The sequence below is a fragment of the Listeria swaminathanii genome (assembly GCF_014229645.1).
Lineage (GTDB): Bacteria > Bacillota > Bacilli > Lactobacillales > Listeriaceae > Listeria > Listeria swaminathanii.
Map to the genome: position 1 here is coordinate 1,007,181 of NZ_JAATOD010000001.1, position 24,762 is coordinate 1,031,942.

General features: G+C 37.9%; 26 protein-coding genes. 19 read left to right on the top strand and 7 right to left on the bottom strand.

All coding sequences use genetic code 11. The features are described from left to right. Positions 1-203 precede the first annotated feature (203 nt). From HCX62_RS05065 to HCX62_RS05105, 9 genes are all read left to right on the top strand, one after another. Positions 204-911 (top strand): glycerophosphodiester phosphodiesterase, encoded by a 708-nt coding sequence (locus tag HCX62_RS05065; protein ID WP_185637388.1) that lies wholly within the window; start codon positions 204-206, stop codon positions 909-911. A 224-nt stretch (positions 912-1,135) separates the two neighbouring features. After that, positions 1,136-2,812: a glycerol-3-phosphate dehydrogenase/oxidase gene (locus HCX62_RS05070; protein WP_185637390.1), complete on the top strand. Its 1,677-nt coding sequence runs from the start codon at positions 1,136-1,138 to the stop codon at positions 2,810-2,812. A gap of 126 nt (positions 2,813-2,938) precedes the next feature. Next, complete coding sequence (gene miaA / locus HCX62_RS05075; protein WP_185637393.1) at positions 2,939-3,856, top strand: tRNA (adenosine(37)-N6)-dimethylallyltransferase MiaA; 918 nt, start codon at positions 2,939-2,941, stop codon at positions 3,854-3,856. Positions 3,857-3,978: 122 nt separating this feature from the next. Further along, on the top strand, positions 3,979-4,212 hold the full coding sequence (gene hfq / locus HCX62_RS05080) for an RNA chaperone Hfq (RefSeq protein WP_003719566.1): 234 nt from the start codon (positions 3,979-3,981) through the stop codon (positions 4,210-4,212). Positions 4,213-4,321: 109 nt separating this feature from the next. Further along, entirely contained in the window at positions 4,322-5,545 is a 1,224-nt protein-coding gene (gene hflX / locus HCX62_RS05085; RefSeq protein ID WP_185637395.1) for a GTPase HflX, read from the top strand. After that, on the top strand, positions 5,538-6,773 hold the full coding sequence (locus HCX62_RS05090) for a methionine gamma-lyase family protein (protein ID WP_185637397.1): 1,236 nt from the start codon (positions 5,538-5,540) through the stop codon (positions 6,771-6,773). The genes hflX and HCX62_RS05090 overlap by 8 nt, the downstream gene beginning before the upstream one ends. 194 nt (positions 6,774-6,967) lie before the next feature. Then, entirely contained in the window at positions 6,968-7,336 is a 369-nt protein-coding gene (locus tag HCX62_RS05095) for a MerR family transcriptional regulator (protein ID WP_003719570.1), read from the top strand. 70 nt (positions 7,337-7,406) lie between these two features. Beyond that, a complete protein-coding gene (glnA, locus tag HCX62_RS05100; RefSeq protein ID WP_185637399.1) occupies positions 7,407-8,741 on the top strand; it encodes a type I glutamate--ammonia ligase in 1,335 nt (444 codons plus the stop codon). Between the two features lie 119 nt (positions 8,742-8,860). Continuing rightward, positions 8,861-10,183 carry an arsenic transporter gene (locus tag HCX62_RS05105; RefSeq protein WP_376740665.1) on the top strand — a complete coding sequence of 441 codons (1,323 nt, stop codon included), beginning with the start codon at positions 8,861-8,863 and terminating at the stop codon, positions 10,181-10,183. Between the two features lie 42 nt (positions 10,184-10,225). Here HCX62_RS05105 and HCX62_RS05110 read toward each other — a convergent pair whose 3' ends face one another. Both HCX62_RS05110 and lexA read right to left on the bottom strand, forming a co-directional pair. After that, positions 10,226-10,747 (bottom strand): GNAT family N-acetyltransferase, encoded by a 522-nt coding sequence (locus HCX62_RS05110; protein ID WP_185637401.1) that lies wholly within the window; start codon positions 10,745-10,747, stop codon positions 10,226-10,228. Between the two features lie 30 nt (positions 10,748-10,777). After that, entirely contained in the window at positions 10,778-11,392 is a 615-nt protein-coding gene (gene lexA, locus HCX62_RS05115) for a transcriptional repressor LexA (protein ID WP_008947685.1), read from the bottom strand. Between the two features lie 155 nt (positions 11,393-11,547). Between lexA and yneA the strand changes: the two genes are divergently transcribed. The 4 genes from yneA (at position 11,548) to HCX62_RS05135 (ending at position 14,800) form a co-directional block, all read left to right on the top strand. Then, positions 11,548-11,877, top strand: a complete 330-nt coding sequence (gene yneA / locus HCX62_RS05120; RefSeq protein ID WP_185637403.1) for a cell division suppressor protein YneA — start codon at positions 11,548-11,550, stop codon at positions 11,875-11,877. Between the two features lie 94 nt (positions 11,878-11,971). Continuing rightward, a complete protein-coding gene (locus tag HCX62_RS05125) occupies positions 11,972-12,202 on the top strand; it encodes a DUF896 domain-containing protein (RefSeq protein WP_185588400.1) in 231 nt (76 codons plus the stop codon). 143 nt (positions 12,203-12,345) lie between these two features. Next, a complete protein-coding gene (gene tkt / locus HCX62_RS05130) occupies positions 12,346-14,340 on the top strand; it encodes a transketolase (RefSeq protein ID WP_185637405.1) in 1,995 nt (664 codons plus the stop codon). A 220-nt stretch (positions 14,341-14,560) separates the two neighbouring features. Further along, complete coding sequence (locus tag HCX62_RS05135) at positions 14,561-14,800, top strand: YneF family protein (protein WP_003723442.1); 240 nt, start codon at positions 14,561-14,563, stop codon at positions 14,798-14,800. A 49-nt stretch (positions 14,801-14,849) separates the two neighbouring features. Here HCX62_RS05135 and HCX62_RS05140 read toward each other — a convergent pair whose 3' ends face one another. Genes HCX62_RS05140 through HCX62_RS05160 form a run of 5 tightly spaced genes read right to left on the bottom strand, consistent with a single transcriptional unit; the run spans position 14,850 to position 18,970 of the window. Then, positions 14,850-15,581, bottom strand: a complete 732-nt coding sequence (locus HCX62_RS05140) for a class I SAM-dependent methyltransferase (protein WP_185637407.1) — start codon at positions 15,579-15,581, stop codon at positions 14,850-14,852. Between the two features lie 21 nt (positions 15,582-15,602). Next, positions 15,603-16,109, bottom strand: a complete 507-nt coding sequence (locus HCX62_RS05145) for an IbrB-like domain-containing protein (RefSeq protein ID WP_185637409.1) — start codon at positions 16,107-16,109, stop codon at positions 15,603-15,605. A gap of 9 nt (positions 16,110-16,118) precedes the next feature. After that, a complete protein-coding gene (locus HCX62_RS05150; RefSeq protein ID WP_185637411.1) occupies positions 16,119-17,423 on the bottom strand; it encodes a phosphoadenosine phosphosulfate reductase in 1,305 nt (434 codons plus the stop codon). Next, complete coding sequence (locus HCX62_RS05155) at positions 17,413-18,612, bottom strand: SNF2-related protein (protein WP_185637413.1); 1,200 nt, start codon at positions 18,610-18,612, stop codon at positions 17,413-17,415. The genes HCX62_RS05150 and HCX62_RS05155 overlap by 11 nt, the downstream gene beginning before the upstream one ends. Then, positions 18,596-18,970: a hypothetical protein gene (locus HCX62_RS05160; RefSeq protein ID WP_185637415.1), complete on the bottom strand. Its 375-nt coding sequence runs from the start codon at positions 18,968-18,970 to the stop codon at positions 18,596-18,598. The genes HCX62_RS05155 and HCX62_RS05160 overlap by 17 nt, the downstream gene beginning before the upstream one ends. A 272-nt stretch (positions 18,971-19,242) precedes the next feature. Here HCX62_RS05160 and pyrH point away from each other — a divergent pair, with 272 nt between their 5' ends. The 6 genes from pyrH (at position 19,243) to rseP (ending at position 24,752) form a co-directional block, all read left to right on the top strand. After that, positions 19,243-19,971: a UMP kinase gene (gene pyrH, locus HCX62_RS05165; RefSeq protein WP_003723449.1), complete on the top strand. Its 729-nt coding sequence runs from the start codon at positions 19,243-19,245 to the stop codon at positions 19,969-19,971. Beyond that, a complete protein-coding gene (gene frr, locus HCX62_RS05170; RefSeq protein WP_185637418.1) occupies positions 19,971-20,528 on the top strand; it encodes a ribosome recycling factor in 558 nt (185 codons plus the stop codon). The genes pyrH and frr overlap by 1 nt, the downstream gene beginning before the upstream one ends. Before the next feature lie 230 nt (positions 20,529-20,758). Beyond that, positions 20,759-21,517 carry an undecaprenyl pyrophosphate synthase gene (gene uppS / locus HCX62_RS05175; protein WP_185637420.1) on the top strand — a complete coding sequence of 253 codons (759 nt, stop codon included), beginning with the start codon at positions 20,759-20,761 and terminating at the stop codon, positions 21,515-21,517. A gap of 13 nt (positions 21,518-21,530) precedes the next feature. Beyond that, on the top strand, positions 21,531-22,319 hold the full coding sequence (locus tag HCX62_RS05180) for a phosphatidate cytidylyltransferase (RefSeq protein ID WP_185637421.1): 789 nt from the start codon (positions 21,531-21,533) through the stop codon (positions 22,317-22,319). A gap of 14 nt (positions 22,320-22,333) precedes the next feature. Next, a complete protein-coding gene (locus HCX62_RS05185) occupies positions 22,334-23,476 on the top strand; it encodes a 1-deoxy-D-xylulose-5-phosphate reductoisomerase (protein WP_185637423.1) in 1,143 nt (380 codons plus the stop codon). Positions 23,477-23,489: 13 nt separating this feature from the next. After that, complete coding sequence (gene rseP, locus HCX62_RS05190; RefSeq protein WP_185502162.1) at positions 23,490-24,752, top strand: RIP metalloprotease RseP; 1,263 nt, start codon at positions 23,490-23,492, stop codon at positions 24,750-24,752. Positions 24,753-24,762 lie beyond the last annotated feature (10 nt).

A 24,762-nucleotide genomic window follows, 5' to 3' on the forward strand; every position in this document is an offset into this window, starting at 1 on the left:
TCTCCTATTTGTGATAAATAAATATGTGTGTAAACCTAGACAGAGATAGTAAAGAGATCTGTTTTTAGCTACATACTATAATACCATACATAAATCAAGAAGTAATTTAAAATGCTGAATTAATTGATAGTTTTTTTAAATTTGAGTATATTTACTTATTTTTGTTATAGTAAATATAAGTAAATAGTTTGGGGGGAAGCATTTTGACAGAAATATTTGCCCATCGAGGTAGTAGTGGAACGCATCCAGAGAATACATTGCCAGCTATGAAAGCAGCCATTTTATCCGGTGCAGACGGGATTGAACTCGACGTCCATGTGCTTAAAAGCGGAGAATTAATCGTGATGCATGATGAACGTGTTGATAGAACGACAAATGGAACAGGTTTACTAAAAGATTATACACATTATGAAGTGAAAAAATTAGTCATTGGTAAACAGTTTTTTCGAAAGATTCGTGTTCCTACGTTGGAAGAAGTGTTTAAGTTGGTTAATGGTTCTGGGGTCACACTTAATATTGAATTAAAAACAGACGTCTTTGAATATGAAGGAATTGAACAAAAAGTATTGAAGCTAGCTGGTCGATTTCCCGCGGTGAAATGTATGTATTCTTCTTTTAATCCGGATACGCTCATTCGTTTAAGAGAATTATCGAAGACGGACAAATTAGCGCTAATAACACATGAGAATTTAGAGCAAGTATTATCATTACACGAAAAAATCCAGCTAGATGCTGTACATCCACCAATGAAAGCATGGAACAATCCAGTTCTTAGGCAAATCGCTGCACGTTATTGGACAGTTAATAAAGAAGAGGATATAACTCGCTTTTTAGAGCTAGGTGCTAAAGGTATGATGACAGATTTTCCTGAAAAAGCAGTAGCGCTAAGAAATAAGAAACAACCTAAGTGAGCAAAACGCTTTCATTATAAAACGTTAAAAGCTATAATCATAGTAAGTTAATAAATATTATTGTCTGAGATTCGGAGAGACTGCAAAAGGCGAGCGCAATCGTCTTACTTTGCAGTCTCTTTTTTTGTTTTTAAAACTTAAAGCGTTTCAGTTAGATTGAAAAGTGGAAAAGTAATCAAGAAGGCATAATTCAGATGGTAAACAATTTGAAGGGGGCAAACAAAATGGTACAATTATTTTCAACGTTTGACAGAGAAACAATCGAAAGAAAACTGCAAGAAGAAAAGTTTGATTTAGTTATCGTCGGTGGCGGGATTACAGGAGCAGGAATCGCTTTAGATGCAACTTCCAGAGGTATGAGTGTCGCACTTGTTGAAATGGGTGACTTTGCTAGCGGTACATCAAGTCGTTCTACAAAACTAGTCCACGGTGGTTTGAGATACTTGCAACAATTTGAAATTAAAGAAGTGGCAGATTTAGGGAAAGAGCGTGCCATTGTGTATGAAAATGGACCGCACGTGACGACTCCTGAATGGATGATGCTCCCGTTTCATAAAGGCGGAAACATGGGGAAAACGACCGCTTCCTTTGGTATTCGTTTGTATGATTACTTAGCAGGCGTGAAGAAAAATGAACGTCGCAAAATTTTAAGTGCTAAAGAAACATTAGCGAAAAATCCTTTCGTAAAAAAAGACGGCTTAAAAGGTTCGGGTTACTATGTAGAGTACCGGACGGATGATGCGCGCTTAACAATCGAAGTAATGAAAAAAGCCGTAGAACTTGGCGCTAATGCAATTAACTATACGAAAGCAGAGCACTTTTTATATGATGACAACAAACAAGTCGTTGGTGTAACTGTAACCGACCGTTTATCTGGGAAAGCTTATGATATCAAAGGGCACCGCGTTATTAATGCAGCTGGTCCTTGGGTAGACAAAGTAAGAAAATTAGATTATGCAACAAACAATAAACATTTACGCCTAACAAAAGGAATTCACTTAGTCATTGATAAACAAAAATTCCCGATGGAGCAAGCCGTATACTTTGATACACCTGATGGCCGCATGGTGTTTGCGATTCCGCGTGATAAAAAAGTCTATGTTGGTACAACGGATACCGTGTACGATGAAGCAGTGATTAATCCAAAAGCGCTAGAATCAGACCATAATTACGTCATCAAAGCGATAAATTATATGTTCCCAGACGTGCATATCACCGAAAAAGATATTGAATCAAGCTGGGCCGGAGTTCGTCCACTTATTTACGAAGAAGGAAAAGACCCATCCGAAATTTCGCGTAAAGATGAAGTTTGGTTTTCTGAAAGTGGCTTAATTACAATGGCTGGCGGGAAACTAACTGGTTACAGAAAAATGGCGGAAAAATTATTAGATGACGTTTCCAAATCACTAGCAAAAGAAACTGGTAAAAAATACAAACCAGTCCAAACTAAACATTTACCTATTTCTGGTGGTGATATTGGCGGATCTGATCATTTAGAAGCATTTCTATCTAAAAAAGCCAAGGAAGGGAATAATCGCTTTGGTTGGACTTTAGAAGAAGGGCGTGAAATTGCCAAACGTTTCGGTAGCAATATCGATCAATTATTTACTTACGCTCAAGAACATAAAGACCAAAACGAAACCACTTTGCCAAACAGTTTGTATGCAGAACTACGCTACTCCATCCAACACGAAGCAGTGACAACGCCAATTGACTTCTTACTACGCCGCACGGGTTATCTGCTGTTCGATATGCCGTACTTGCTTGAGTGGAAAGATGCCGTGGTCGATGAAATGGCGAAACAATTCCATTGGAGTGACGACGTAAAACAAACTTATATAGAAGAATTAAATATCCAAATTAACGATGCTAGAGAGCCGGCTGATTGGCACGATAGATAACAATAAACTAAAAAGAGCGCACATCTTCCAAGGATTTGCGCTTTTTTTATGAAAAAAGTCATTTTCGCTATTTTCAAGAAACCTTTTTCATGGTACATTGATTACAGGCGAAAAGGAGGTTTTTTTTTGAGCAAGATTCCTGTCATCGTCATCGTTGGCCCAACTGCTGTCGGAAAGACAAGTTTAAGTATTGAACTAGCGAAAAAATTGGATGGAGAAATCATTAGTGGCGACTCTATGCAAGTTTATCGTGGCTTAGATATCGGTACAGCAAAAATCACACCAGAAGAAATGGACGGTATAAAACATTACCTGATTGATGTAACAGAGCCTTCTGCAGCTTTTACTGCTGCAAAATTCCAAGCAGAAACGAGGAAGTGGATAGAGGCGATACATGGTGCCGGTAAATTACCAATTATTGTTGGTGGAACCGGGCTTTATATTCAATCCGTTTTCTATGATTATGATTTTGGGAACTCAAGCGAAGATAAGACTTACCGAGCAGAATTAGAACGATTAGATAATACCGTTTTATGGCAAATGCTCGAACAAAAAGATCCAGAAAGCGCAGCGCAAATTCATGAAAATAATAAGCGGCGTGTCATTAGAGCATTAGAAGTGATGCATCTTACAGGAAAACTTTTCTCGGAATATCAAGTTCATAATGAACTAAATGCTACATATAAACCGCTTTTCCTAGGGCTCGATTTGGATAGAGAACTACTTTACGAGCGAATTAATCAGCGTGTAAATCTGATGTTTGAGCAAGGTTTAGTTTTAGAAGCAAAACAATTGTATGATCAAAATTTAGCAGATGTACCAGCGATTCGCGGCATCGGCTACAAAGAATTATTCCCTTATTTTGAAGGGAGAAGTTCACTGGAAGAAGCGAAAGAATTAATTCAAAAAAACTCGCGGCATTTCGCGAAAAGGCAGTTAACGTGGTTTAGGAATAGAATGGACATTGACTGGATTCAAGCCGGTACTAGCACCACCGAAACCGAAGCGATGAACAAAGTCACGACCTTTTTATCAGCTAAATAGCGCTTTTCTGTTTGGTAGCAAGAAATAAAGGGTATTTGAAATTAGCCAACCAATTGCACAATGGAACTTCATTGGGGTTTGGGAAATTTTTTAGTATAAGATAGAGATTGGAGAGGGAAATTATGAAACAAGGTGGACAAGGGTTACAGGACTATTACTTAAATCAATTGCGTAAGGAGAAAATTCTTGCAACTGTATTTTTAACAAACGGCTTTCAGTTAAGAGGACGCGTTGTGAGTTTTGACAATTTTACCGTGCTACTAGATGTCGAAGGAAAACAACAACTTGTATTTAAACACGCAATTTCAACTTTCTCCCCGCAAAAGAATGTCGCTTTAAATCCTGATGCGGAATAAGCACTTTACTTAAAAGACAGGGAACTCGCTTTTTTGCGACGTTTCATGTCTTTTTTTTATGCGCAAAATATGCTACGATTAGTCTTGTCTGAAAAAGGGAGAAATGCTTGTGGAACGTGAAAAAATAATACTTGTAGGTGTCATTTTACCAAATAAAACAGAAGAAGCTTTTTGGAATTCTATGAATGAATTACACAGCTTAGCAAAAACCGCTAACGGCGAAGTGGCGGATGAATTAATTCAAAAATTAGAGCGAGTCAATCAAGCATCGTTCATTGGCTCCGGTAAACTGGAGGAACTTGCTGCATTAGTGGAAATGCATGAGGCGGATATCGTTATTTTCAATAGCGAGCTCAGCGCTACACAAGTGCGTAATATTTCAGCGGCAGTCGAAGCACGAATTATCGACCGTACACAATTGATTTTAGATATTTTTGCTATGCGAGCAAAATCCAAAGAAGGAAAATTGCAAGTTGCCTACGCACAATATAAATATCTTTTACCAAGGCTTAGTGGACAAGGTGCCATGTTATCAAAACTAGGCGGCGGTATTGGTTCCAGAGGTCCTGGTGAGTCGAAATTAGAAATGGATAAACGGCATATTCGCGAAAAAATGCATGATATTAAAGCGCAACTCATGCATGTAGAAAAGCATCGTAAGCGAATTATCGAACGGAGAAATACTCAATCCGTATTTCGCTTTGGGTTGATCGGTTATACGAATGCCGGGAAATCAACCATATTTAACCGTCTAACGAATGAAACAACTTTAGAGGAAGATAAATTATTTGCAACACTCGATCCAACAACGCGGAAAATCCGATTTCCTGGAGGTTTTCAAGCACTTTTAACGGATACAGTTGGATTTATACAAGACTTACCAACGACTTTAATTGCGGCATTTCGCTCTACTTTGGAAGAAACGGCTAATGTGGATGTATTAATTCATGTGGTAGACGCATCGAATCCAGATTACTTGCAACATGAAACGACGGTAATTTCTTTGCTAGAGGAACTCGAAATGAATCATCTGCCAACGTTAGTCATTTACAATAAAATGGACCAAGCACCAGCGTCTTTCGTGCCAGACCAACCAGAACATTTACTTATTTCTGCACTTGATCCAGCTGCACAAGAAATAATAAAGCAGCGAATGATAGAATTAATCGAAAAAAATTGGGTGTTCTTTACATTAGAACTTTCCGAAGAAAAAGGAAAAGAATTAGCACAAATTAAACAACAGGCGTGGGTTACGAAACTTGAATATATCGAATCGAAGCAAAGTTACTACATTGAAGGATATGAGCCGAGAAAGGAGTCTAGCAATGACTGATATACAAACAATCAGAAAAAAAGTCGAAGCGCAAATTGCCAATTTACAAAATGAAACAGACGATATTGCGGAATTTAATCAAGCGAAAGTGTTAGATGCTTTTCAAGAAAATAAAGTAAGCGATTTTCATTTCCATCCGTCGACAGGCTATGGCTATGATGATGAAGGAAGAGATACGTTAGAGCGCGTTTATGCGAGCGTGTTTAAAACGGAAGCGGCACTTGTACGCCCGCAAATTATTTCGGGAACGCATGCTATTTCCACGGTGCTCTTTGGGATTTTGCGGCCGGAAGATGAACTACTTTATATTACAGGACAGCCATACGATACATTAGAAGAGATTGTTGGTATGCGTAGTCAAGGGCAAGGCTCTTTGAAAGATTTTCATATCGGCTACAATTCTGTGCCGCTTCAAGCAAATGGGGATGTGGATTTGCCTGGTGTCGCTGAAAAAATGACACCAAAGACAAAATTGATTGGTATCCAGCGTTCGCGTGGCTATGCCGATAGACCATCTTTTACAATCGGAAAAATAAAAGAAATGATTAGCTTTGTTAAAAATATCAATCCAGAAGTTATTGTTTTTGTCGATAATTGTTATGGAGAGTTTGCGGAATACCTGGAACCTACAGAAGTTGGCGCCGATATTATCGCGGGCTCATTAATCAAGAATCCCGGCGGCGGCTTAGCCAAAACAGGCGGCTACATTGCTGGGAAAGAAGCATTGGTTGATTTGTGCGGCTATCGTTTAACGACACCGGGAATAGGTCGAGAAGCAGGCGCATCACTTTATAGTTTATTAGAAATGTATCAAGGTTTCTTTTTAGCGCCACACGTAACTGCTCAAGCAATCAAAGGGGCCCGGTTCACGGCTGCGATGTTAGCTGAGTTTGTTGTAGAAGCTGATCCTGTTTGGGACGCCCCGAGAACAGATTTGATTCAGAGCGTTTCTTTTCATGATAAAGAGAAAATGGTGGCTTTCGCTCAAGCAATACAAGCTGCTTCGCCAGTCAATGCGCATGTTTTACCGATTGGTGCTTATATGCCGGGCTATGAAGATGACGTGATAATGGCAGCTGGCACATTTATCCAAGGTGCGAGTTTAGAACTAACAGCCGATGGTCCGATTAGAGAACCTTATCAACTCTATGTGCAAGGCGGTTTGACGTACGAACATATCAAAATCGCTGTCACTCGAGCAATTGAAAAAACATTATACAAAAAGTAACATTCGTTTTCAAAAAAATATTTTTTATTTTTGCCGTGATATAATTTATCGCGGTTTTTTTGTGTTAAAAAGGTTGATATATAAGGGGTTTTTGCTAATGTTAGATTATCTTACATAAATTTGACAAAACATCTGACGTACATTATAATGCAACTATCATCAAAAAAATAATTATGTTTTGAGGGGGAATTGTCGTGAGTGAAAAGGAAATCCGGAGATCAATGCCGCTTTTTCCAATTGGACCTGTGATGAAGCTAACCGATCTCACCGCTAGACAAATTCGCTACTATGAAGACCAAGGATTAATCCATCCAGCACGCAATCAAGGAAATCACCGTTTGTACTCACTTCAAGACATTGATGTTCTGCTAGAGATAAAAGATTATTTGAATGATGGTCTGAATATTGCGGGAATTAAGAAAATGTATCAAATGCAGCAAAAAGAATCAAAAGAACCTTTGACAGATGATGATGTCCGCAAAATACTTAGAAAAGAAATGCAACAAGCTGGCCGTTTTGTAAAACAAGATGCGACAGGGAAACAACAATTACCAAGGTTTTAAAAAAACAAGAAGAGGTATTTACTTTATTTAGAAGTTAATATAATTAGATTATTTAGGAGGAATTTAGATTATGGCAAAATATACAAAAGAAGACATTTTCCGCTTTGCAGATGAACAAAATGTAAAATTTATTCGTTTACAGTTCACGGATATTCTAGGAATAATTAAGAATGTGGAAATTCCTGTTAGCCAACTAAAGAAAGCACTTGATAACAAAATCATGTTTGATGGTTCCTCCATTGAAGGCTTTGTACGAATTGAAGAGTCTGATATGTACTTATTCCCGGATTTAGACACTTGGGTTGTATTCCCTTGGACAGCTGAAAAAGGAAAAGTTGCAAGAATGATTTGTGATATTTTTAATCCTGATATGACACCATTTGCAGGAGATCCACGCGCTAACTTAAAACGTGTACTTAAAGAGATGGAAGAGCTAGGTTTCACTGAATTCAACTTAGGACCTGAGCCAGAATTCTTCCTATTCAAATTAGATGAAAATCGTCGTCCGACTTTAGAATTAAATGATAGTGGTGGTTACTTCGATTTAGCACCAACCGACTTAGGCGAAAACTGTCGCCGCGATATCGTGCTTGAATTAGAAGAAATGGGCTTTGAAATTGAAGCTTCTCACCATGAAGTAGCACCTGGTCAACATGAAATTGACTTTAAATATGAAGATGCGATTACAGCATGTGATAGCATCCAAACATTTAAGTTAGTTGTAAAAACAATTGCTCGTAAACATGGCTTGCATGCGACCTTTATGCCAAAACCGTTATTTGGTGTAAATGGCTCCGGAATGCATTTCAACATGTCATTATTTAATGAAGAAGGCAATGCTTTCTACGATGAACATGGCGAACTAGAATTAAGTCAAACAGCTTATCATTTCTTAGCAGGTATGTTAAAACATGCTCGCGGATATACGGCTGTTACAAACCCGACAATCAACTCGTTCAAACGTTTAGTTCCAGGATATGAAGCACCTTGTTACATTGCGTGGTCAGGTAAAAACCGTAGCCCGCTTGTACGTGTTCCTAGCTCTCGCGGACTAAGTACTCGTCTTGAATTACGTAGTGTGGATCCATCTGCTAATCCATATTTAGCAATGGCTGTACTATTGAAAGCTGGTTTATCTGGAATTAAAGGAGAATTAACTCCTCCAGCACCAGTTGACCGTAACATCTACGGCATGAACGAAGAAGAACGCGAAGCAACTGGAATTTATGATCTTCCAGAAAGCTTAGGCCATGCTTTAATCGAGCTTGAAAAAGATGATGTCATTAAAGATGGTTTAGGTGAGCACATTTTTGAACACTTTATTGAAGCGAAAACAATTGAGTGTGATATGTTCCGTACAGCGGTTCATCCGTGGGAACGCGAACAATATCTTGAAATTTATTAATCGTCAAAGGCTCGTTTCCTTATTTGGAAGCGAGCTTTTTTTGCTTGTATTCGGAAATTAAATGTTTGATGTTTGGCTAATGGAGGCATATATTTAAAAATGTGCTAGTAAAAGAAGGGATATGTTTGCTAGGGAAAGGGGAAGATATGCAGATTACCTTAGCTATTTTAGTATTCGCCGTGACGCTTTTATTTGTTATTTGGCAACCTAAAAACTTATCAATAGGTTGGTCAGCTTGTTGTGGTGCGGTACTTGCATTATTACTTGGAGTTGTCACGTTATCGGACGTTGTCACAGTAACGGGGATTGTTTGGAATGCGACACTCGCGTTTATTGCTATTATCATTATTTCGCTTATTTTGGATGAAATTGGATTTTTCGAGTGGGCCGCATTACATATGGCAAGACTAGCAAAAGGGAACGGGCTATTGATGTTTGTTCTTATTTCTATTTTAGGTGCTCTAGTCGCCGCGCTTTTTGCTAACGATGGTGCCGCGCTGATTTTAACGCCAATTGTTTTAGCGATGGTACGCGCGTTGAACTTTGATGAGAAAAAGGTTTTTCCGTTTATTATTGCAAGTGGATTTATTGCGGACACGACGTCATTGCCGCTTGTTGTTAGTAATTTAGTTAATATTGTTTCGGCTGATTTCTTTGGAATTAGTTTTTCGCAGTATGCGCTAATGATGTGGATTCCAACTGTTTTTTCTTTAGTGGCGAGTATGGTTGTTTTGTACATATATTTCCGAAAAGCGCTACCCAGAAAATATGATGTCAGCGTGATTCGAGCGCCATCTTCTGCGCTAAAAGATAAACAAATGTTTCGGATTTCTTGGGGAATACTTATCATTCTTGTGGCAGGCTATTTTTTGAGCAGTTTTTTGGAGATTCCAGTATCTTTTATCGCTTTATTAGTCGCTTTTATCTTTTTATTAGTGGGCGCGAAAAGTCGCTCTATATCCTCCAAATCGATTTTAAAAGGGGCGCCTTGGAATATTGTGTTTTTCTCGGTGGGGATGTACGTCGTGGTATACGGATTGCAAAATGCGGGTATTACTAAATTATTAGCAGAAGCTATTTCTTATGTCGCTAATTATGGCTTGTTTGCTGGTACGGTTGGAATGGGCTTTATCGCAGCGCTACTGTCTTCTGTCATGAATAATTTGCCTACAGTTATGATCGATGCACTGGCGATTGATCATACCTCATTTACCGGGGTGATGAAAGAAGCGCTAGTATACGCCAACGTCATCGGATCTGATTTAGGACCAAAAATAACACCCATCGGTTCACTTGCGACTTTACTCTGGCTCCATGTATTAGCACAAAAAGGCATCAAAATCAGCTGGGGCTCTTATTTTAAAATAGGGATTGTTATAACTATCCCTGTATTATTTATTACGCTTGTCGGTTTATATATTTCTTTGCTTATTTGGAACTAAAAAACCCCTGTACACTTATTAGAAAGCGTGCAAGGGTTTTTGTCATGCCTTATAAAGAACGTGTGGCTTTAATGGATCACCGTTTTCTAAAGCAGGATGTTCGAAAATAGCTACTTTAGTGAAGTGGATCTTTTGCATCACTTGTTCTGAAGGCTTATTTAATGTTGCTGTGAAACTATATATTTCGTTAATAGAGGTATTTTCTTTCGCGAATGCTAATGCGCCTAGTGCGGCTTCAGTGGCATAGCCTTGATTCCACACAGATCTCTTTAAACGCCAACCAATTTCGATGCAAGGAGTAAAGTCTGCTTCAAAAGTAGCCTCATGAAATCCGGCAAATCCAATAAATTCGCCAGTAGATTTTTCTTCGATTGCGAAAAGGCCATATCCGCGGGAGGTTAGTTCTTCTTGGTTTCTATTAAGCAGTGCATTGCTTTCGTTTGTAGTTAATCTGGCTGGGAAGTATTTCATCACTTCTTCGTCTGCATTCATTTGACTAAAAGGAAGGTAATCACTTGCTAAATAATCTCTTGCAATAAGTCGTTCAGTTTCAAAATAAATCAAGTTAACAACCACCCGTTCCAGCTGATAAAATTAGCGAATGTCTCGATACAGTCCGATTACTTTTCCGAGAATGGTTACGTTATTTAAAAGGATAGGCTCTAAAGCATCGTTTTCAGGTTGTAATCTAAAATGATTGGCTTCTTTATAGAAACGTTTACATGTCGCTTCGTTTTCATCGGTCATTGCTACAACGATTTCGCCATTAATTGCGGAACTTTGTTGGCGAACGATAACTTTATCTCCATCAAGAATTCCAGCATTGATCATGCTTTCGCCGTCGATTTCTAACATAAAGACATTCGTTTCTCCGGCTGCCATATATTCTGGTAATGGGAAGTATTCGTCAATGTTTTCAACAGCAGTAATAGGCATTCCGGCTGTTACTTTACCGATAATAGGAATATTTACTACATTTGGTGTTTCTGCTTCATCTTCTAACGATAATATTTCAATTGCGCGAGGCTTTGTTGGGTCACGTCTAATCAGGCCTTTTCCTTCAAGTCGAGCAAGATGCCCATGAACAGTAGAACTGGAAGCGAGACCGACTGCTTCACCAATTTCTCGTACGGAAGGTGGATAACCTTTTTCTTTTACTTCTGATTTAATAAATTCATATATATCTTGTTGGCGTTTAGATATCTTCATGGTTTCACCTCATTAAATTAATGGTTATTTTATAATTCAAGTATAGCAAAAGAAAAACCAATATGCAAACAAAGGTTCGTTTTTTATTGACATATGCGAACGGTTGTTCTATAATATAGAAAAGCGAACATACATTCTTTTTGGAGGGATTATTAATGACTTTAAAATTAATTTGGGATAAATTTTATGTTTCTATCATATTTGTACTTACTTGTTTGGTTCTGGGGATTATTTTAATGTGCACAGTTGTTGGCGGGGGAAATGATTATTTGGAAGTGAATGTAAGTGAAGGGGATTCATTGTGGGCACTAGCTGACAAATATGCCGGGAAGAGCGATATGGCAAAAACAGACTTTGTTTCTTGGGTAGAAAAAGAAAATAACCTTTCAGATGGTCATGTGGAAGCTGGGGATTCCGTTGTAATTCCAGTACACAAAACAAAGTTGTTAAAGAGTGATAGAACGATTCAATTAGCAAACCAGTAAGGTCGATTTAACGGCCGTTTATGATATAATAGTAGAAAGTAGCAATTTGCTGCTTTCTTATTTTTTACTACATTGAAGAAAAGGATGAAGAATGATGCTAGAAAAAGCTAAAATAGATCGTATCAATGAACTTTCTAAAAAGAAAAAAGCAGGCACTTTAACAGCAGCTGAGAAAGTAGAACAAGACAAATTACGAAAAGAATACATTAAGTCCTTTCGCACGCATATGAAAGGAACAATCGAAAATACAACAATCATTGATCCGAATGGAAAAGATGTAACGCCGCATAAAGTAAAACAACTTAGAAAAAACAAAGACCAATAATTAACACCAAATGAACAATTTCGCGCAAATGAACAAAAATACCAATCAATTAAGCAATTTAAAGCAACTATTAGTTGTGTTAATTGCTTTTTAGGCTTATTATTAAAAGTAGTTAAAATTATATTGAAGAGAGGATGTTTCATTTGTTCGATAACACAGATAGTTTAGCAGTCAATACAATTCGTACTTTATCAATGGACGCAATTCAAAAAGCAAATTCTGGTCATCCAGGTTTACCAATGGGAGCGGCACCAATGGCTTATGCACTTTGGTCACGCGTATTAAATACTAATCCAAAGAATTCACATTGGTTCAACCGAGATCGTTTTGTGCTTTCTGCTGGACATGGTTCGATGCTTTTATATAGTTTATTACATCTAAGTGGCTTTAAATTAGAATTAGAAGACTTAAAAAACTTCCGTCAATGGGATAGTAAAACTCCTGGTCACCCGGAATATCGTTATACTGATGGTGTAGATGCAACTACTGGTCCACTTGGTCAAGGTATTGCGATGGCTGTTGGTATGGCTATGGCAGAAAGACATTTGGAAGCAAAATATAACAAAGATGGTTTCCCAGTGGTGGATCATTATACTTATGCATTATGTGGAGATGGCGATTTAATGGAAGGTGTTGCTTCTGAAGCAGCTTCTTATGCAGGCCATCAACAATTAGGAAGATTAGTTGTTTTATATGATTCCAATGATATTTCTCTTGATGGTGATTTAGATAAATCTTTCTCTGAAAATGTAAAACAACGCTTTGAAGCTTATGGTTGGGAACATTTATTAGTAAAAGACGGTAACGATACAGCTGAAATTTTAGCTGCGATCGAAAAAGCAAAACAAAATACTTCTCAACCTACAATGATTGAAGTGAAAACAGTTATTGGATTTGGCGCTCCAAATGAAGGTACTAGTAAAGTTCATGGTGCTCCACTTGGCGAAGAAGGCATTTCAGCAGCTAAAAAAGCTTATGGCTGGAACTATGAAGAAAAATTCTTTGTTCCTGAAGAAGTTACTGATCGCTTTAAAGAAACAATCGGTGAACGTGGCGAAAAAGCGGAAACTGCTTGGAATGAACTTTTTGCTTCGTATAAAGCGAAATACCCAGAACTTGCACAACAATTAGAAGATAGCTTAAACAATAAGTTACCAGCTGATTGGGATGCAGATTTACCAGTTTATGATGATTCCAAAGCGCTTGCTAGCCGTGCTTCAAGTGGGGAAGTTATCAATGCATTAGCAGGAAGAGTTCCAACAATTTTTGGTGGATCAGCTGACCTTGCTGGCTCGAACAATACAACTATTAAAACAGACGGCGAATTTACAAAAGCAACTCCAGCTGAAAGAAACATTTGGTTTGGTGTGCGTGAATTTGCAATGGGTGCTGCATTAAACGGTATGGCTCTTCACGGCGGATTACAAGTATACGGCGGAACATTCTTCGTATTCTCTGATTACGTTCGTGCGGCGATTCGTTTATCCGCTATCCAACATTTACCTGTAACATACGTTATGACTCATGACAGTATCGCAGTTGGGGAAGATGGCCCAACACATGAGCCAATCGAACAACTTGCAAGCTTACGTGCAATGCCAGGACTTTCTGTTATCCGTCCGGCTGATGGAAATGAAGTAGTAGAAGCTTGGAAACTAGCAATCACATCTACATCCACTCCGCACGTGCTTGTACTTACTCGTCAAGGTTTACCAACGTTACCAAATTCTGCTAAATTAACTGCAGAAGGCGTTAAAAAAGGTGCTTATGTAATTTCTCCAGCGAAAGGTGATGTGCCAGATGCAATTATTCTTGCAAGTGGTTCTGAAGTTAACTTAGCTGTTGAAGCTCAAAAAGAACTGCAAGCACAAGGAACAGATGTATCGGTTGTAAGTGTGCCATCATTTGATCTATTTGAACAACAATCTGCAGAATACAAAGAAAGTGTTTTACCAAATGCTGTTAGAAAACGTGTAGCAGTAGAAATGGGAGCTAGCTTTGGATGGGAACGCTATGTTGGCTTAGATGGGAAAGTCATTGGAATCGACAAATTTGGTGCTTCTGCTCCAGGTGAAACAGTGATTAAGAATTATGGCTTTACTGTAGAGAACGTTGTTAATACAGTAAAATCACTTTAATTAAACAAAACAGACCGCTGCTAGTTTTTCTAGCGCGGTCTGTTTTTTTATACTTTTATAGATTGCGCAGTAGTGCCATTAATGTTATAATTACGAGGTTGTTTGCAGCTTTTATTGATAAATTGATCAAGATGATATGTTTTCTTGAAAAGTATTGTCTGTTTAATATAAATCAAGTACAATAAAAGAGGATTTTGTTTCAAGGAGGAGAAAAGAGACTATGTGGATTTACATTCTTGTCGGCATTATTTGTTTACTAGCTGGTCTTGCGGGAGGATTCTTTATTGCAAGACGTTACATGATGAGCTATTTAAAAAACAATCCGCCAATTAACGAACAAATGTTACAAATGATGATGGCGCAAATGGGTCAAAAACCATCACAAAAGAAAATCAATCAAATGATGAGTGCAATGAACAAACAGCAAGAAAAAGAAAAACCAAAGAAAGCTAAGAAATAATTTTTAACAAAGTAAAACCCCTTCTATTTAGAATAGAAGGGGTTTTTTATTAGTTTTTAGTCGCAGATATAATCAGCATCATTGGGCGGCGGTATTCATCCTGCATTTCTGATAAATCTTTTAATTCGGGAGCCGGTTCTGGTTCGATAACGCTGTTAATTTGGAAGCTGTTTTTTAGTAATGTTTGGATGTATGTGGTAAGTGTGCGGTGATATTTTTGGACATCCTCACCAAGGAAGTGGCTTGTGCGTATCGATTCGTTGAAATAGCGATCAACGGGCCAGTGCAATTTGTTTCCTTCTTCATCTGTGTACCAATCTTGTCTGCCATCTGCGGTGAATACTGGATGCTCTACAGAGAAAATAAAGGTGCCACCAGTTTTTAAGTTGGTATTTACTTTTTTGCAAATCTCGTTGAAAGAAGCTACGTAGTGAAGGGCAAGGGAGCTGAGGACGATATCGTAAGTTTCTGGTTCGATGTCGATATCTTCCATTGCTTTTTGCTCATAATGGACTACGGGTGAGGTTGTCTTTTGTTTTGCTTCAGCTAACATTCGTTCGGATAAATCGATGCCAAGAACTTTTTTTGCACCGTGCTCAGCTGCGTAAATGCAGTGCCAGCCGAATCCGCAGCCTAAATCAAGAACTACTTTTTGGTTGAAATCGGGAAGTAGTTTTTTAAATTCATGCCATTCGCCAGCTGCTTTTAAGCCGTCTTTGGAGCGGGGCATTTGGCTATATTGTTCGAAAAAGTGTTTGTCATCATATTTGTTTTCTTTCATGTTTAATCCTCTTTTCTTAAATTAATCAGATGCTTGGCTGAATTCTTTATCTAAGAAGAGGTGAGCAAGTCCGCTCACTTGTTTTAAGCGTAAGATTTCATTGGCATCCATTCCGATATTTTTCATAATCCAACTATCGGACATGCCGCTATCTGTAAGTTCGCTAACGATGTTGGACATTAATTCAACGTTATGAAATCCTCGGGCGCGATTATGGCGTATAGTTGAAGCCATGCGGTTTACAGTATCTTTTTCTAAAATAACGACTGGTAGGAATTCATTTTCTCGTTCGCGAATTCGCTTGGAGGTAGTCATAATAGTGTAGCGATGAAACCCATCTATTATTTCATATTTATCGCTATTTTCCAAGGGATAGCAAACGATTGGTTGGGTAAATCCGTCTTCCCAAATCGATTTTTCGAGTAGTTTCAGTTCGACAGTGGGGACGGTGTTAGGGTTATAGTTGTTTGCTTGGAGTTTTGTATAGTGGACGGGGGTGACGCTATATACTGGACTTTTGTAATTCATTATATCACCTCATAAAATATTATTATATTTTTCTAATGCATTCTTTCGTTTCTCTAATTCTAATTTCGTTTGGCCGAATCCCATATATTTACAAGTGTAATCATTTTTTAAAATGGCAATGCACATGCGCTTATATGTTGGGACACTGGCAAATTCTTTGATTTTTAAGTCGTCTGGATATTCTTTAAAGCGAACGACTTCCATCGGGTTTGTATAGACGCGGTTGCCAGTTGGTTTGCCGAGGAAATCTGCTTGGACATCTAGTTTTTTTAATTCTTCCACCGTTTCCACTTTTAAAGCGCCGCCTTTTTCAGTCCAGTAGGTGATGCTCGTTTTAAATTTTTTTAAATAGCGTTCCCGTGTGTAGCTTGGAAGTGTAGTGAGTAGGAATTCTAAATACGATTTCCAGGTGTGGTTTTCGGGTAGCTTAATTTCTTTCCAAGCCATTGCAGAAGTACCACCATAAATAGCGGTAAAATTAGCACCGTTTACTCTGCCAACCAGTTTGGACCAAAGATCTGGTTCGATGACGCGGTAAAGTTTAAGGCTTTCTGTTGCGGAATCGTTAAAAGGGCTAGCGACTCGCATATCGTGCACGGAGAGACCGGCGTGATAAAATAAGTCATAAATTTTATTGTAAGACCAATTAAATTTAGCGTTCGCCACCCAGACATCTTCTACACACCAGTCGTGAATAGGATAGGCGTTATAGATGTTTTTGGAAATTTCGGTCGTCCAGTTGTACGTTTTAAACATGCGTTCTTTTTTATGGATGGCATTATACCGATTAAGCGATTCTTGTTGGCGAATGCCGATTAAAGCAATGGTTTTTTTGGCGTTAGTTTTCGTATGTAGCCAGTTAATTATTTTTTTATTAAACTCGTAGTCCCAAAGGTTTTGAAAATCGAAGTCAAATGGCGCATTATCTTCGTTTATTACGTACGGGAATGTAGGCATTTCTCTTACCCAAATATCTTTTTTTGCTTTTTCCCAAGGCTTCCAGTGATCTGTAAACATCGATACAGCTGATTGGGCTGCGATTGGGAGGCAACACCAAAGCGGTTCGATTATATCTAAATTACTCGTGAGCATTTCCGTAACAAAATCAGTTGTAGCCGTGTATTGACCTTCGTAGTCTAAATGATAAACATAAATTTTTCGTTTAATATTGTTTTTTCGCATGTAATCGATAAGAAGATGGAGCATGACCGCACTATCTTTGCCACCAGAAAAGGACAGAATTATGTTATCGAATTCGGAAAAAATCACTTCCATTCTTTCTTTGGAAGCATCAAAAACTGTTCTAGAAAGCATCCATTATCACCTCAAAAGAATTTTTTTGTGAGAGTTCTTTTTTGAATTCTTGTAGTAGGTTTGTTTTTTTGTAAATATTGCTATCGATAAGTGAATCTAGTCCAACATTGCCGCTTAAATCATGGTAGTAGCAGTCTTGCGTTTGTCCTGTTCGGTAAATGCGTCTTTCGGATTGGTCACGCTGAGAATAATCGAACGTTTTATCGAAGTAAATGATTTGGTTATAAAATTGCAAATTAAGACCGTAAGAAGATTTTGCAAAAGTAGTGATTTTAACATTGGGAAAGGCTTTTTGTAAGGCTTCTTCTGAACGTTTGTATTTACAAAAAATAATGGTCGTTGCTTCTTTTCCGGCGATTAAAGATTCTGTAATCGTGAACTTTTCGGAGGAGAGGCAATAACAATGTTGCATGACTTGGGACATTTCTAAAAAATTAATATTAATTGTGTATGCCGCAGCTTTTTGGAGATAGTCATTTTTTATTTCATAATATTGATTTAAAAGTTCGTCATCAATTGAAAAATCATGGCGAATATAATGCCATTTGATAGCTAATTCATGTGCTGAACTAAAGATAAAAGGGGTAATTAATTTATATAAATACTCCAAATTATGATATTTTTTTATAATGTCCATCGATTGTTGTTTACTTTGGGTAAGTTGTGTGATGGTGACATATTCACAAAAGGTCTTTTTGAATTCTGCGAAACTTAGATTTAGTATTTTTGGGGATAAAAATTCGAGTTGAGACCATAAATCTAAAATATTTCGACTAAGTGGTGTGCCGTTCATAATTAATTTGTATTTAGCTAAACGAGAAAGTTTGATAGCTCGTTGTGTTCGAAGGGCATGGATATTTTTGATTTTTAAACTTTCATCCATAATAATGTAACTATTTGTTGAATTTTTGAGTTTCTCCCTACAGTGAAGGTATAAGCGATCGGAGTTAGAAAGGGATTCAATACCAATAATTTCTTGCGGGAAATCATAGCCCCATTTGGCTATTTCCGTTGCGAGGTTCTCTTTTGTTTGAAAAGGGGTAATCCATAAAACGTAATCGGGTTTTGCATCATTGATTAATTCGCAAGCGACACGCGTTTTTCCGCTTCCGGGTCTCATAAATAGTGCGCCAACCTTGTATTTTTTTAGCTTTCGTAAGGCTTGTTTTTGGTTATCGAATAAGGTCATGTTGAATAATCACATCTTTTTCTATTTTTTTAGGGATATGTGTCCGTACTTTAATAATGCTATCGTTTACTTTTTTTGTATGGAAAAACTGCATTATTTCCTCACTTTCTTGTTTAAAAAGGAGCATCATTTTAGCGGCACTCATTTCTTTTTTCTCTGTATGTTTTTTTAGAAAGAAGCTCCATGTATCTGGGAAATAAAAATAACTGTACTCAGGCGAAATGGAGAATACCATTTTTTTAGGAAGTAGGAAAAAATACCCTTGATATTCGCTTTCTGACGGCATTTCAATAATTGTTTGTTTGTCCCACTGTTCAATTCGTTCACTATATGTATAAATTTTGTTCCATTTTGCCATTTAAATCTGATGCTCCTATGTGTTTTGTCGTTTTCGTTAATTTTTATCTATTTATGCGTTTATTTTATCACAAATTGTGTTAGCGTATAAGATACAATGATTTGAAAAAGTATAGAAAAGTGCAAAACAGAGGCAGTTTTATCTATATTTTTAAATGTTTTTTTATTTTTTGGTAGAAAACACTTTTGTAATAGCCAGCTTTTTAGTAGAATAGATAATGGTGGATGGAAAACTTTTCTATCTATGAATAGAATATGAAATTGGAGGCTATTATGGATACCCCAGATTATAAACGAGTTGTATTAAAATTAAGCGGTGAAGCACTTGCCGGAAATGATGGCTTTGGAATTAACCCGAGCGTGGTCAATTTGATTTCTGCTCAAATCAAAGAAGTAGTAGAATTAGGAGTAGAGGTAGCTATCGTTGTTGGCGGCGGAAATATCTGGCGCGGTAAACTTGGTAGTGAAATGGGCATGGACCGTGCAGCGGCTGACCAAATGGGAATGCTTGCAACAATCATGAATTCCTTATCTTTACAAGATTCACTTGAAAATATCGGAGTTGCAACACGTGTGCAAACATCCATCGATATGCGTCAAATTGCGGAACCGTACATTCGTCGTAAAGCGATTCGTCATCTTGAAAAAGGTCGTGTCGTTATTTTTGCAGGCGGAACAGGTAACCCATACTTCTCCACAGATACAGCGGCAGCACTTAGAGCGGCTGAAATCGAAGCAGATGTAATCTTAATGGCGAAAAACAATGTAGATGGTGTCTACAATGCCGATCCAAAACTAGATGAAAATGCGAAAAAATACGAAGAGCTATCTTACCTTGATGTAATTAAAGAAGGTTTAGAAGTAATGGATACAACTGCATCGTCCCTAAGCATGGACAATGACATTCCATTAATCGTCTTCTCGTTTACAGAACAAGGCAATAATATTAAACGCGTTATTTTAGGTGAAAAAATCGGAACTACTGTTAGGGGGAAAAAATAATGAGTAAAGAAGTATTATCTAAATCCAAAGAAAAAATGGAAAAAGCAGAACAAGCGCTAACAAGACAACTAGGTACTATCCGCGCTGGTCGTGCGAATGCGTCACTTCTTGACCGTTTATCTGTAGACTATTACGGAGCAGCTACACCAGTTAACCAAATGGCTTCTATCAGCGTACCAGAAGCTAGAATGCTACTTATTACACCTTACGATAAAACGGTTTTAGGTGAAATCGAAAAAGCTATTTTGAAATCAGACTTAGGTTTGACTCCAAATAACGATGGTTCTGTATTACGTTTATCGATTCCACAATTAACAGAAGAACGTCGTAAAGAGTTAGTAAAAGAAGTGAAAAAAGAAGCAGAAGAAGCGAAAGTTGCTGTTCGTAACATTCGTCGTGAAGCTAATGAAGAACTGAAAAAATTAGAAAAAAGTGGCGATATAACAGAAGACGATTTGCGTTCATATGGTGAAGACGTTCAAAAATTAACAGACGAAAGCATCAAGAACATCGACAAAATCACGAAAGACAAAGAAGCGGAAATCTTAGAAGTTTAATTGATACTTTTACTAATAGTAACAAATAGGGTTAAATACCTTTTAAGTTGAAGTGACATTCCTAATTCTTTCCATACGCGTTGGGTTAGGAATGTTTTTTAATGGGCAATTCCATCTCTCTCATGAAAATCTCATCTGTTCACATGGAATTTTTAGTACATTAATTGATTCTTTTTTGTTATTATAGGTATAGACATGCTCTAAGAAGTGTATCAATTGGAGGATTTATGATGTTTAAAAAGCTATTTCGACAAGATGAAAATATATTAAATAGTGAACTTGCAGAAGATTTACCAATTCCACGCCATGTTGCTATTATCATGGATGGAAATGGGAGATGGGCAAAAAAACGTTTCTTACCGAGAATTGCCGGACATAAAGAAGGTATGGATGTCGTGAAGCGAGTGACACGTTATGCGAATGCAATTGGTATTGATGTACTTACGCTCTATGCATTTTCAACTGAAAACTGGAAACGTCCTACAGATGAAGTGGATTTTTTAATGAAGCTACCTGTAGAATTTTTTGACTCATTTGTGCCAGAGTTGATTGAAGAAAATGTTCGTGTTAATGTGATGGGGTACCGGGAAAATTTACCGGATCATACCATGCGTGCCGTTGAGAAAGCCATTGCTGATACAGCGCATTGTACTGGGCTTACGCTTAATTTTGCGCTTAACTACGGTGGACGTTCAGAAATCATCACTGCTGCAAAAGAAGCAATGAAAGAGTTAGTTCGTGACGGGAAGTCATCAGAGGATTTAACGGAAGAATTGTTAAGTAATCATTTGATGAGTAGCGGTTTAGGCGATCCCGATTTATTAATTCGGACTAGCGGCGAGCTACGATTAAGTAATTTTATGCTTTGGCAACTTGCTTATAGCGAGTTTTATTTTACAGAAACACATTGGCCTGATTTTTCAAAAGAAGATTTTTTACAGGCGATTATTGAATATCAAAACCGGTCACGTCGTTTTGGAGGGCTCTAGGGAGGAAAAAAGATTGAAAACGAGAATTATTACTGCAGTTGTTGCGCTTATATTTTTTATTCCATTCGTTGTCTACGGGGGAATTCCATTTGAACTATTAAGTATTCTACTAGCGACGATTGCTTTATACGAAGTACTTGTAATGACAAAGCAACGAATTTTTTCGATGAATGGAATAATTACTTTACTATTGATGTGGTTAGTTGTCGTGCCAGATAGATATTTGAACTTTTTAGATACACTGCATATTAATGAGATGGAAGTTATTTTCATTTTAATGGCTCTATTGCTTGCTAATACAGTGTTTTCGCGAAACAAATTCCATTTTGATCAAGTGGGGATTTGTATGGTTGTGGCTTTTTATACAGGGTTTGGTTTCCATTACTTGGCGCTTACTCGTGAAGCCGGATTAATGTATGTACTTTTTGCGCTATTCATTGTTTGGTCAACCGATACGGGGGCTTATTTTATTGGGAGAGCAATTGGGAAACACAAATTAGCACCGAATGTTAGCCCGAATAAGACAGTTGAAGGCTTTATTGGCGGGATTGTATGTGCGCTTGTATTTGCAGGTGGTTTTTATTATTTTGCGGAACTACCAGGAAATATTGCGCTCGTTTTAGCACTTTTAGTATTTCTATCTATTTTTGGGCAGCTTGGGGACTTGGTCGAATCAGCTCTAAAACGCTTCTATGGTGTAAAAGATTCTGGGAAAATCTTACCTGGACACGGCGGTATTTTAGACAGATTTGATAGCTTGTTGTTCGTTTTACCTCTGCTACATATACTTCAAATTATTTAATTGGAGATGGGATAATGAAGAAAATTATTTTACTAGGTGCAACTGGTTCGATTGGAACACAAACGCTTGCGATTATTCGAGAAAACCCGGAAAAGTTTCAACTTGTTGCGCTTAGTTTTGGGCGGAATATGGAACGTGGTAGGGCGATTATTCAAGAATTTAAGCCGAAAGTGGTCGCTGTTTGGCACACGAGAGATCGTGTTACTCTAGAAGCAGAATTTCCAAATGTGAAATTTTTTAATGGTTTACAAGGGCTTAGGGAAGTAGCGACTTATTTAGATGGTGATGTGCTTTTAAATGCGGTGATGGGTAGCGTTGGGTTACTACCGACACTAGATGCCATTGAAACGGGCAAAGCGATTGCGATTGCGAATAAGGAAACACTTGTCACTGCTGGTCATTTAGTCATGCGTGCGGCGAAAGAAAAAAACGTTTCGCTATTACCTGTTGATAGTGAACATTCTGCTATTTTACAAGCATTAAACGGAGAAAATCCAGAAAGAATAGAGAAATTAGTTCTGACAGCGAGCGGTGGAAGTTTCCGTGATAAAACGCGGGAGCAACTGAGCGAAGTTACGGTGAAAGAAGCATTAAAACATCCGAACTGGAACATGGGAAATAAATTAACGATTGATTCTGCAACGATGTTTAATAAAGGTTTAGAAGTAATGGAAGCGCACTGGTTATTTGGTGTAAGTTACGATGATATTGAAGTGGTTATTCAGCGCGAAAGTATCATTCATTCAATGGTGCAGTTCGTCGATGGCAGCTTCATTGCCCAACTTGGCACGCCAGACATGCGGATGCCAATTCAATATGCTTTAACCTATCCCGACAGACTCTATATACCGTATGAAAAAGAATTCCGGATTACTGATTTTTCCGCACTTCATTTTGAAAAAGTGGATTATGAAAGATTTCCGGCATTGAAACTCGCGTATAATGCTGGTAAAATAGGTGGAACAATGCCGACAGTTTTAAATGCGGCAAATGAAATTGCTGTTGCTGGCTTTTTAAATGGACAGGTGGCTTTTTATAATATTGAAGCACTTGTTGAAAATGCAATGAACCGTCATACTAGCATTTCTGAACCTGACTTGGACACCATTCTACAAGTTGATCAAGAAACACGCGCGTATGTAAAGACACTTTTATAGAGGTGAAGCTATTTTGACAACTATTATTGCTTTTATTTTCGTATTCGGACTGATTGTATTTTTCCATGAACTAGGACATTTTCTTTTTGCAAAACGTGCTGGCATTATGGTCAAAGATTTTTCAATTGGATTTGGACCGAAAATTTTTGCTTATCGTAAAAAAGAAACACAATATACGATTCGCCTACTGCCGATTGGTGGTTATGTTCGGATGGCTGGGGAAGATGGCGAAGAAATTGAGCTAAAACCTGGTTACCGTGTGGGGCTTGAATTAACCCCGGAAGAAACGGTTAGCAAGATTATTGTTAATGGTAAGGATCAATACGTCAACGCGCAACCTATCGAAGTATCGCTCTGTGATTTAGAGAAAGAGCTTTTCATTGAAGGTTACGAAGACTACGACGATACGAAAAAAGTCCGTTATCAAGTAGAACGTGACGCGCTTGTTATTGATGGCAAGATTGAAACAATGATTACGCCATTTGACCGTTCTTTTAATGCAAAATCGTTAGGGAATCGGGCAATGACTATTTTTGCTGGACCGCTGTTTAACTTTATTCTAGCTATTTTAATTTTTACGGCATTAGCTTTTGTTCAAGGAGGCGTTCCGAGCTCGGACAATACGCTTGGTAATGTTCTGCCGGACGGGGCTGCTGCAGAAGCTGGTCTGAAAAAAGGGGACGAGGTTCTTTCTATCAACGGAAAAGACATGAAATCTTGGACAGATATTGTGCAAAGTGTTTCAGAAAATCCGGGAAAAACACTCGATTTCAAAGTTGATCGCGATGGTAAAACACAAGATATTGATGTAAAACCAGCGACACAAGAAGAAAATGGCAAAAAAGTTGGGAAAATCGGTGTAGAGACGCCGATGGATACTTCATTTACTGCTAAAATAACGAATGGATTTACGCAAACATGGAATTGGATCGTTCAAATATTTACGATTCTCGGTAACATGTTTACAGGCGGATTTTCACTTGATATGCTAAATGGCCCAGTGGGGATTTACACAAGTACACAACAAGTCGTTCAATATGGCTTTATGACTGTACTGAACTGGACTGCTGTTTTAAGTATTAACTTAGGAATTGTTAACTTGCTACCGTTACCAGCACTTGATGGCGGACGTTTGATGTTCTTCTTATATGAACTCGTTCGCGGTAAACCAATCGATCCTAAAAAAGAAGGAATTATCCATTTTGCTGGATTTGCACTTTTAATGGTTCTGATGATTCTTGTGACATGGAACGATATTCAACGAGCATTTTTCTAAAAAGAGAAAG

Bases quoted from the DNA above. Each gene is read 5' to 3' on its own strand.
- HCX62_RS05070 (WP_185637390.1), top strand. From the start codon at position 1,136: ATGGTACAATTATTTTCAACGTTTGACAGAGAAACAATCGAAAGAAAA.
- hfq (WP_003719566.1), top strand. From the start codon at position 3,979: ATGAAACAAGGTGGACAAGGGTTACAGGACTATTACTTAAATCAATTG.
- HCX62_RS05090 (WP_185637397.1), top strand. From the start codon at position 5,538: ATGACTGATATACAAACAATCAGAAAAAAAGTCGAAGCGCAAATTGCC.
- glnA (WP_185637399.1), top strand. From the start codon at position 7,407: ATGGCAAAATATACAAAAGAAGACATTTTCCGCTTTGCAGATGAACAA.
- lexA (WP_008947685.1), bottom strand. From the start codon at position 11,392: ATGAAGATATCTAAACGCCAACAAGATATATATGAATTTATTAAATCA.
- yneA (WP_185637403.1), top strand. From the start codon at position 11,548: ATGACTTTAAAATTAATTTGGGATAAATTTTATGTTTCTATCATATTT.
- HCX62_RS05125 (WP_185588400.1), top strand. From the start codon at position 11,972: ATGCTAGAAAAAGCTAAAATAGATCGTATCAATGAACTTTCTAAAAAG.
- HCX62_RS05135 (WP_003723442.1), top strand. From the start codon at position 14,561: ATGTGGATTTACATTCTTGTCGGCATTATTTGTTTACTAGCTGGTCTT.
- HCX62_RS05140 (WP_185637407.1), bottom strand. From the start codon at position 15,581: ATGAAAGAAAACAAATATGATGACAAACACTTTTTCGAACAATATAGC.
- HCX62_RS05145 (WP_185637409.1), bottom strand. From the start codon at position 16,109: ATGAATTACAAAAGTCCAGTATATAGCGTCACCCCCGTCCACTATACA.
- HCX62_RS05150 (WP_185637411.1), bottom strand. From the start codon at position 17,423: ATGCTTTCTAGAACAGTTTTTGATGCTTCCAAAGAAAGAATGGAAGTG.
- HCX62_RS05155 (WP_185637413.1), bottom strand. From the start codon at position 18,612: ATGACCTTATTCGATAACCAAAAACAAGCCTTACGAAAGCTAAAAAAA.
- HCX62_RS05160 (WP_185637415.1), bottom strand. From the start codon at position 18,970: ATGGCAAAATGGAACAAAATTTATACATATAGTGAACGAATTGAACAG.
- pyrH (WP_003723449.1), top strand. From the start codon at position 19,243: ATGGATACCCCAGATTATAAACGAGTTGTATTAAAATTAAGCGGTGAA.
- frr (WP_185637418.1), top strand. From the start codon at position 19,971: ATGAGTAAAGAAGTATTATCTAAATCCAAAGAAAAAATGGAAAAAGCA.
- uppS (WP_185637420.1), top strand. From the start codon at position 20,759: ATGTTTAAAAAGCTATTTCGACAAGATGAAAATATATTAAATAGTGAA.
- HCX62_RS05185 (WP_185637423.1), top strand. From the start codon at position 22,334: ATGAAGAAAATTATTTTACTAGGTGCAACTGGTTCGATTGGAACACAA.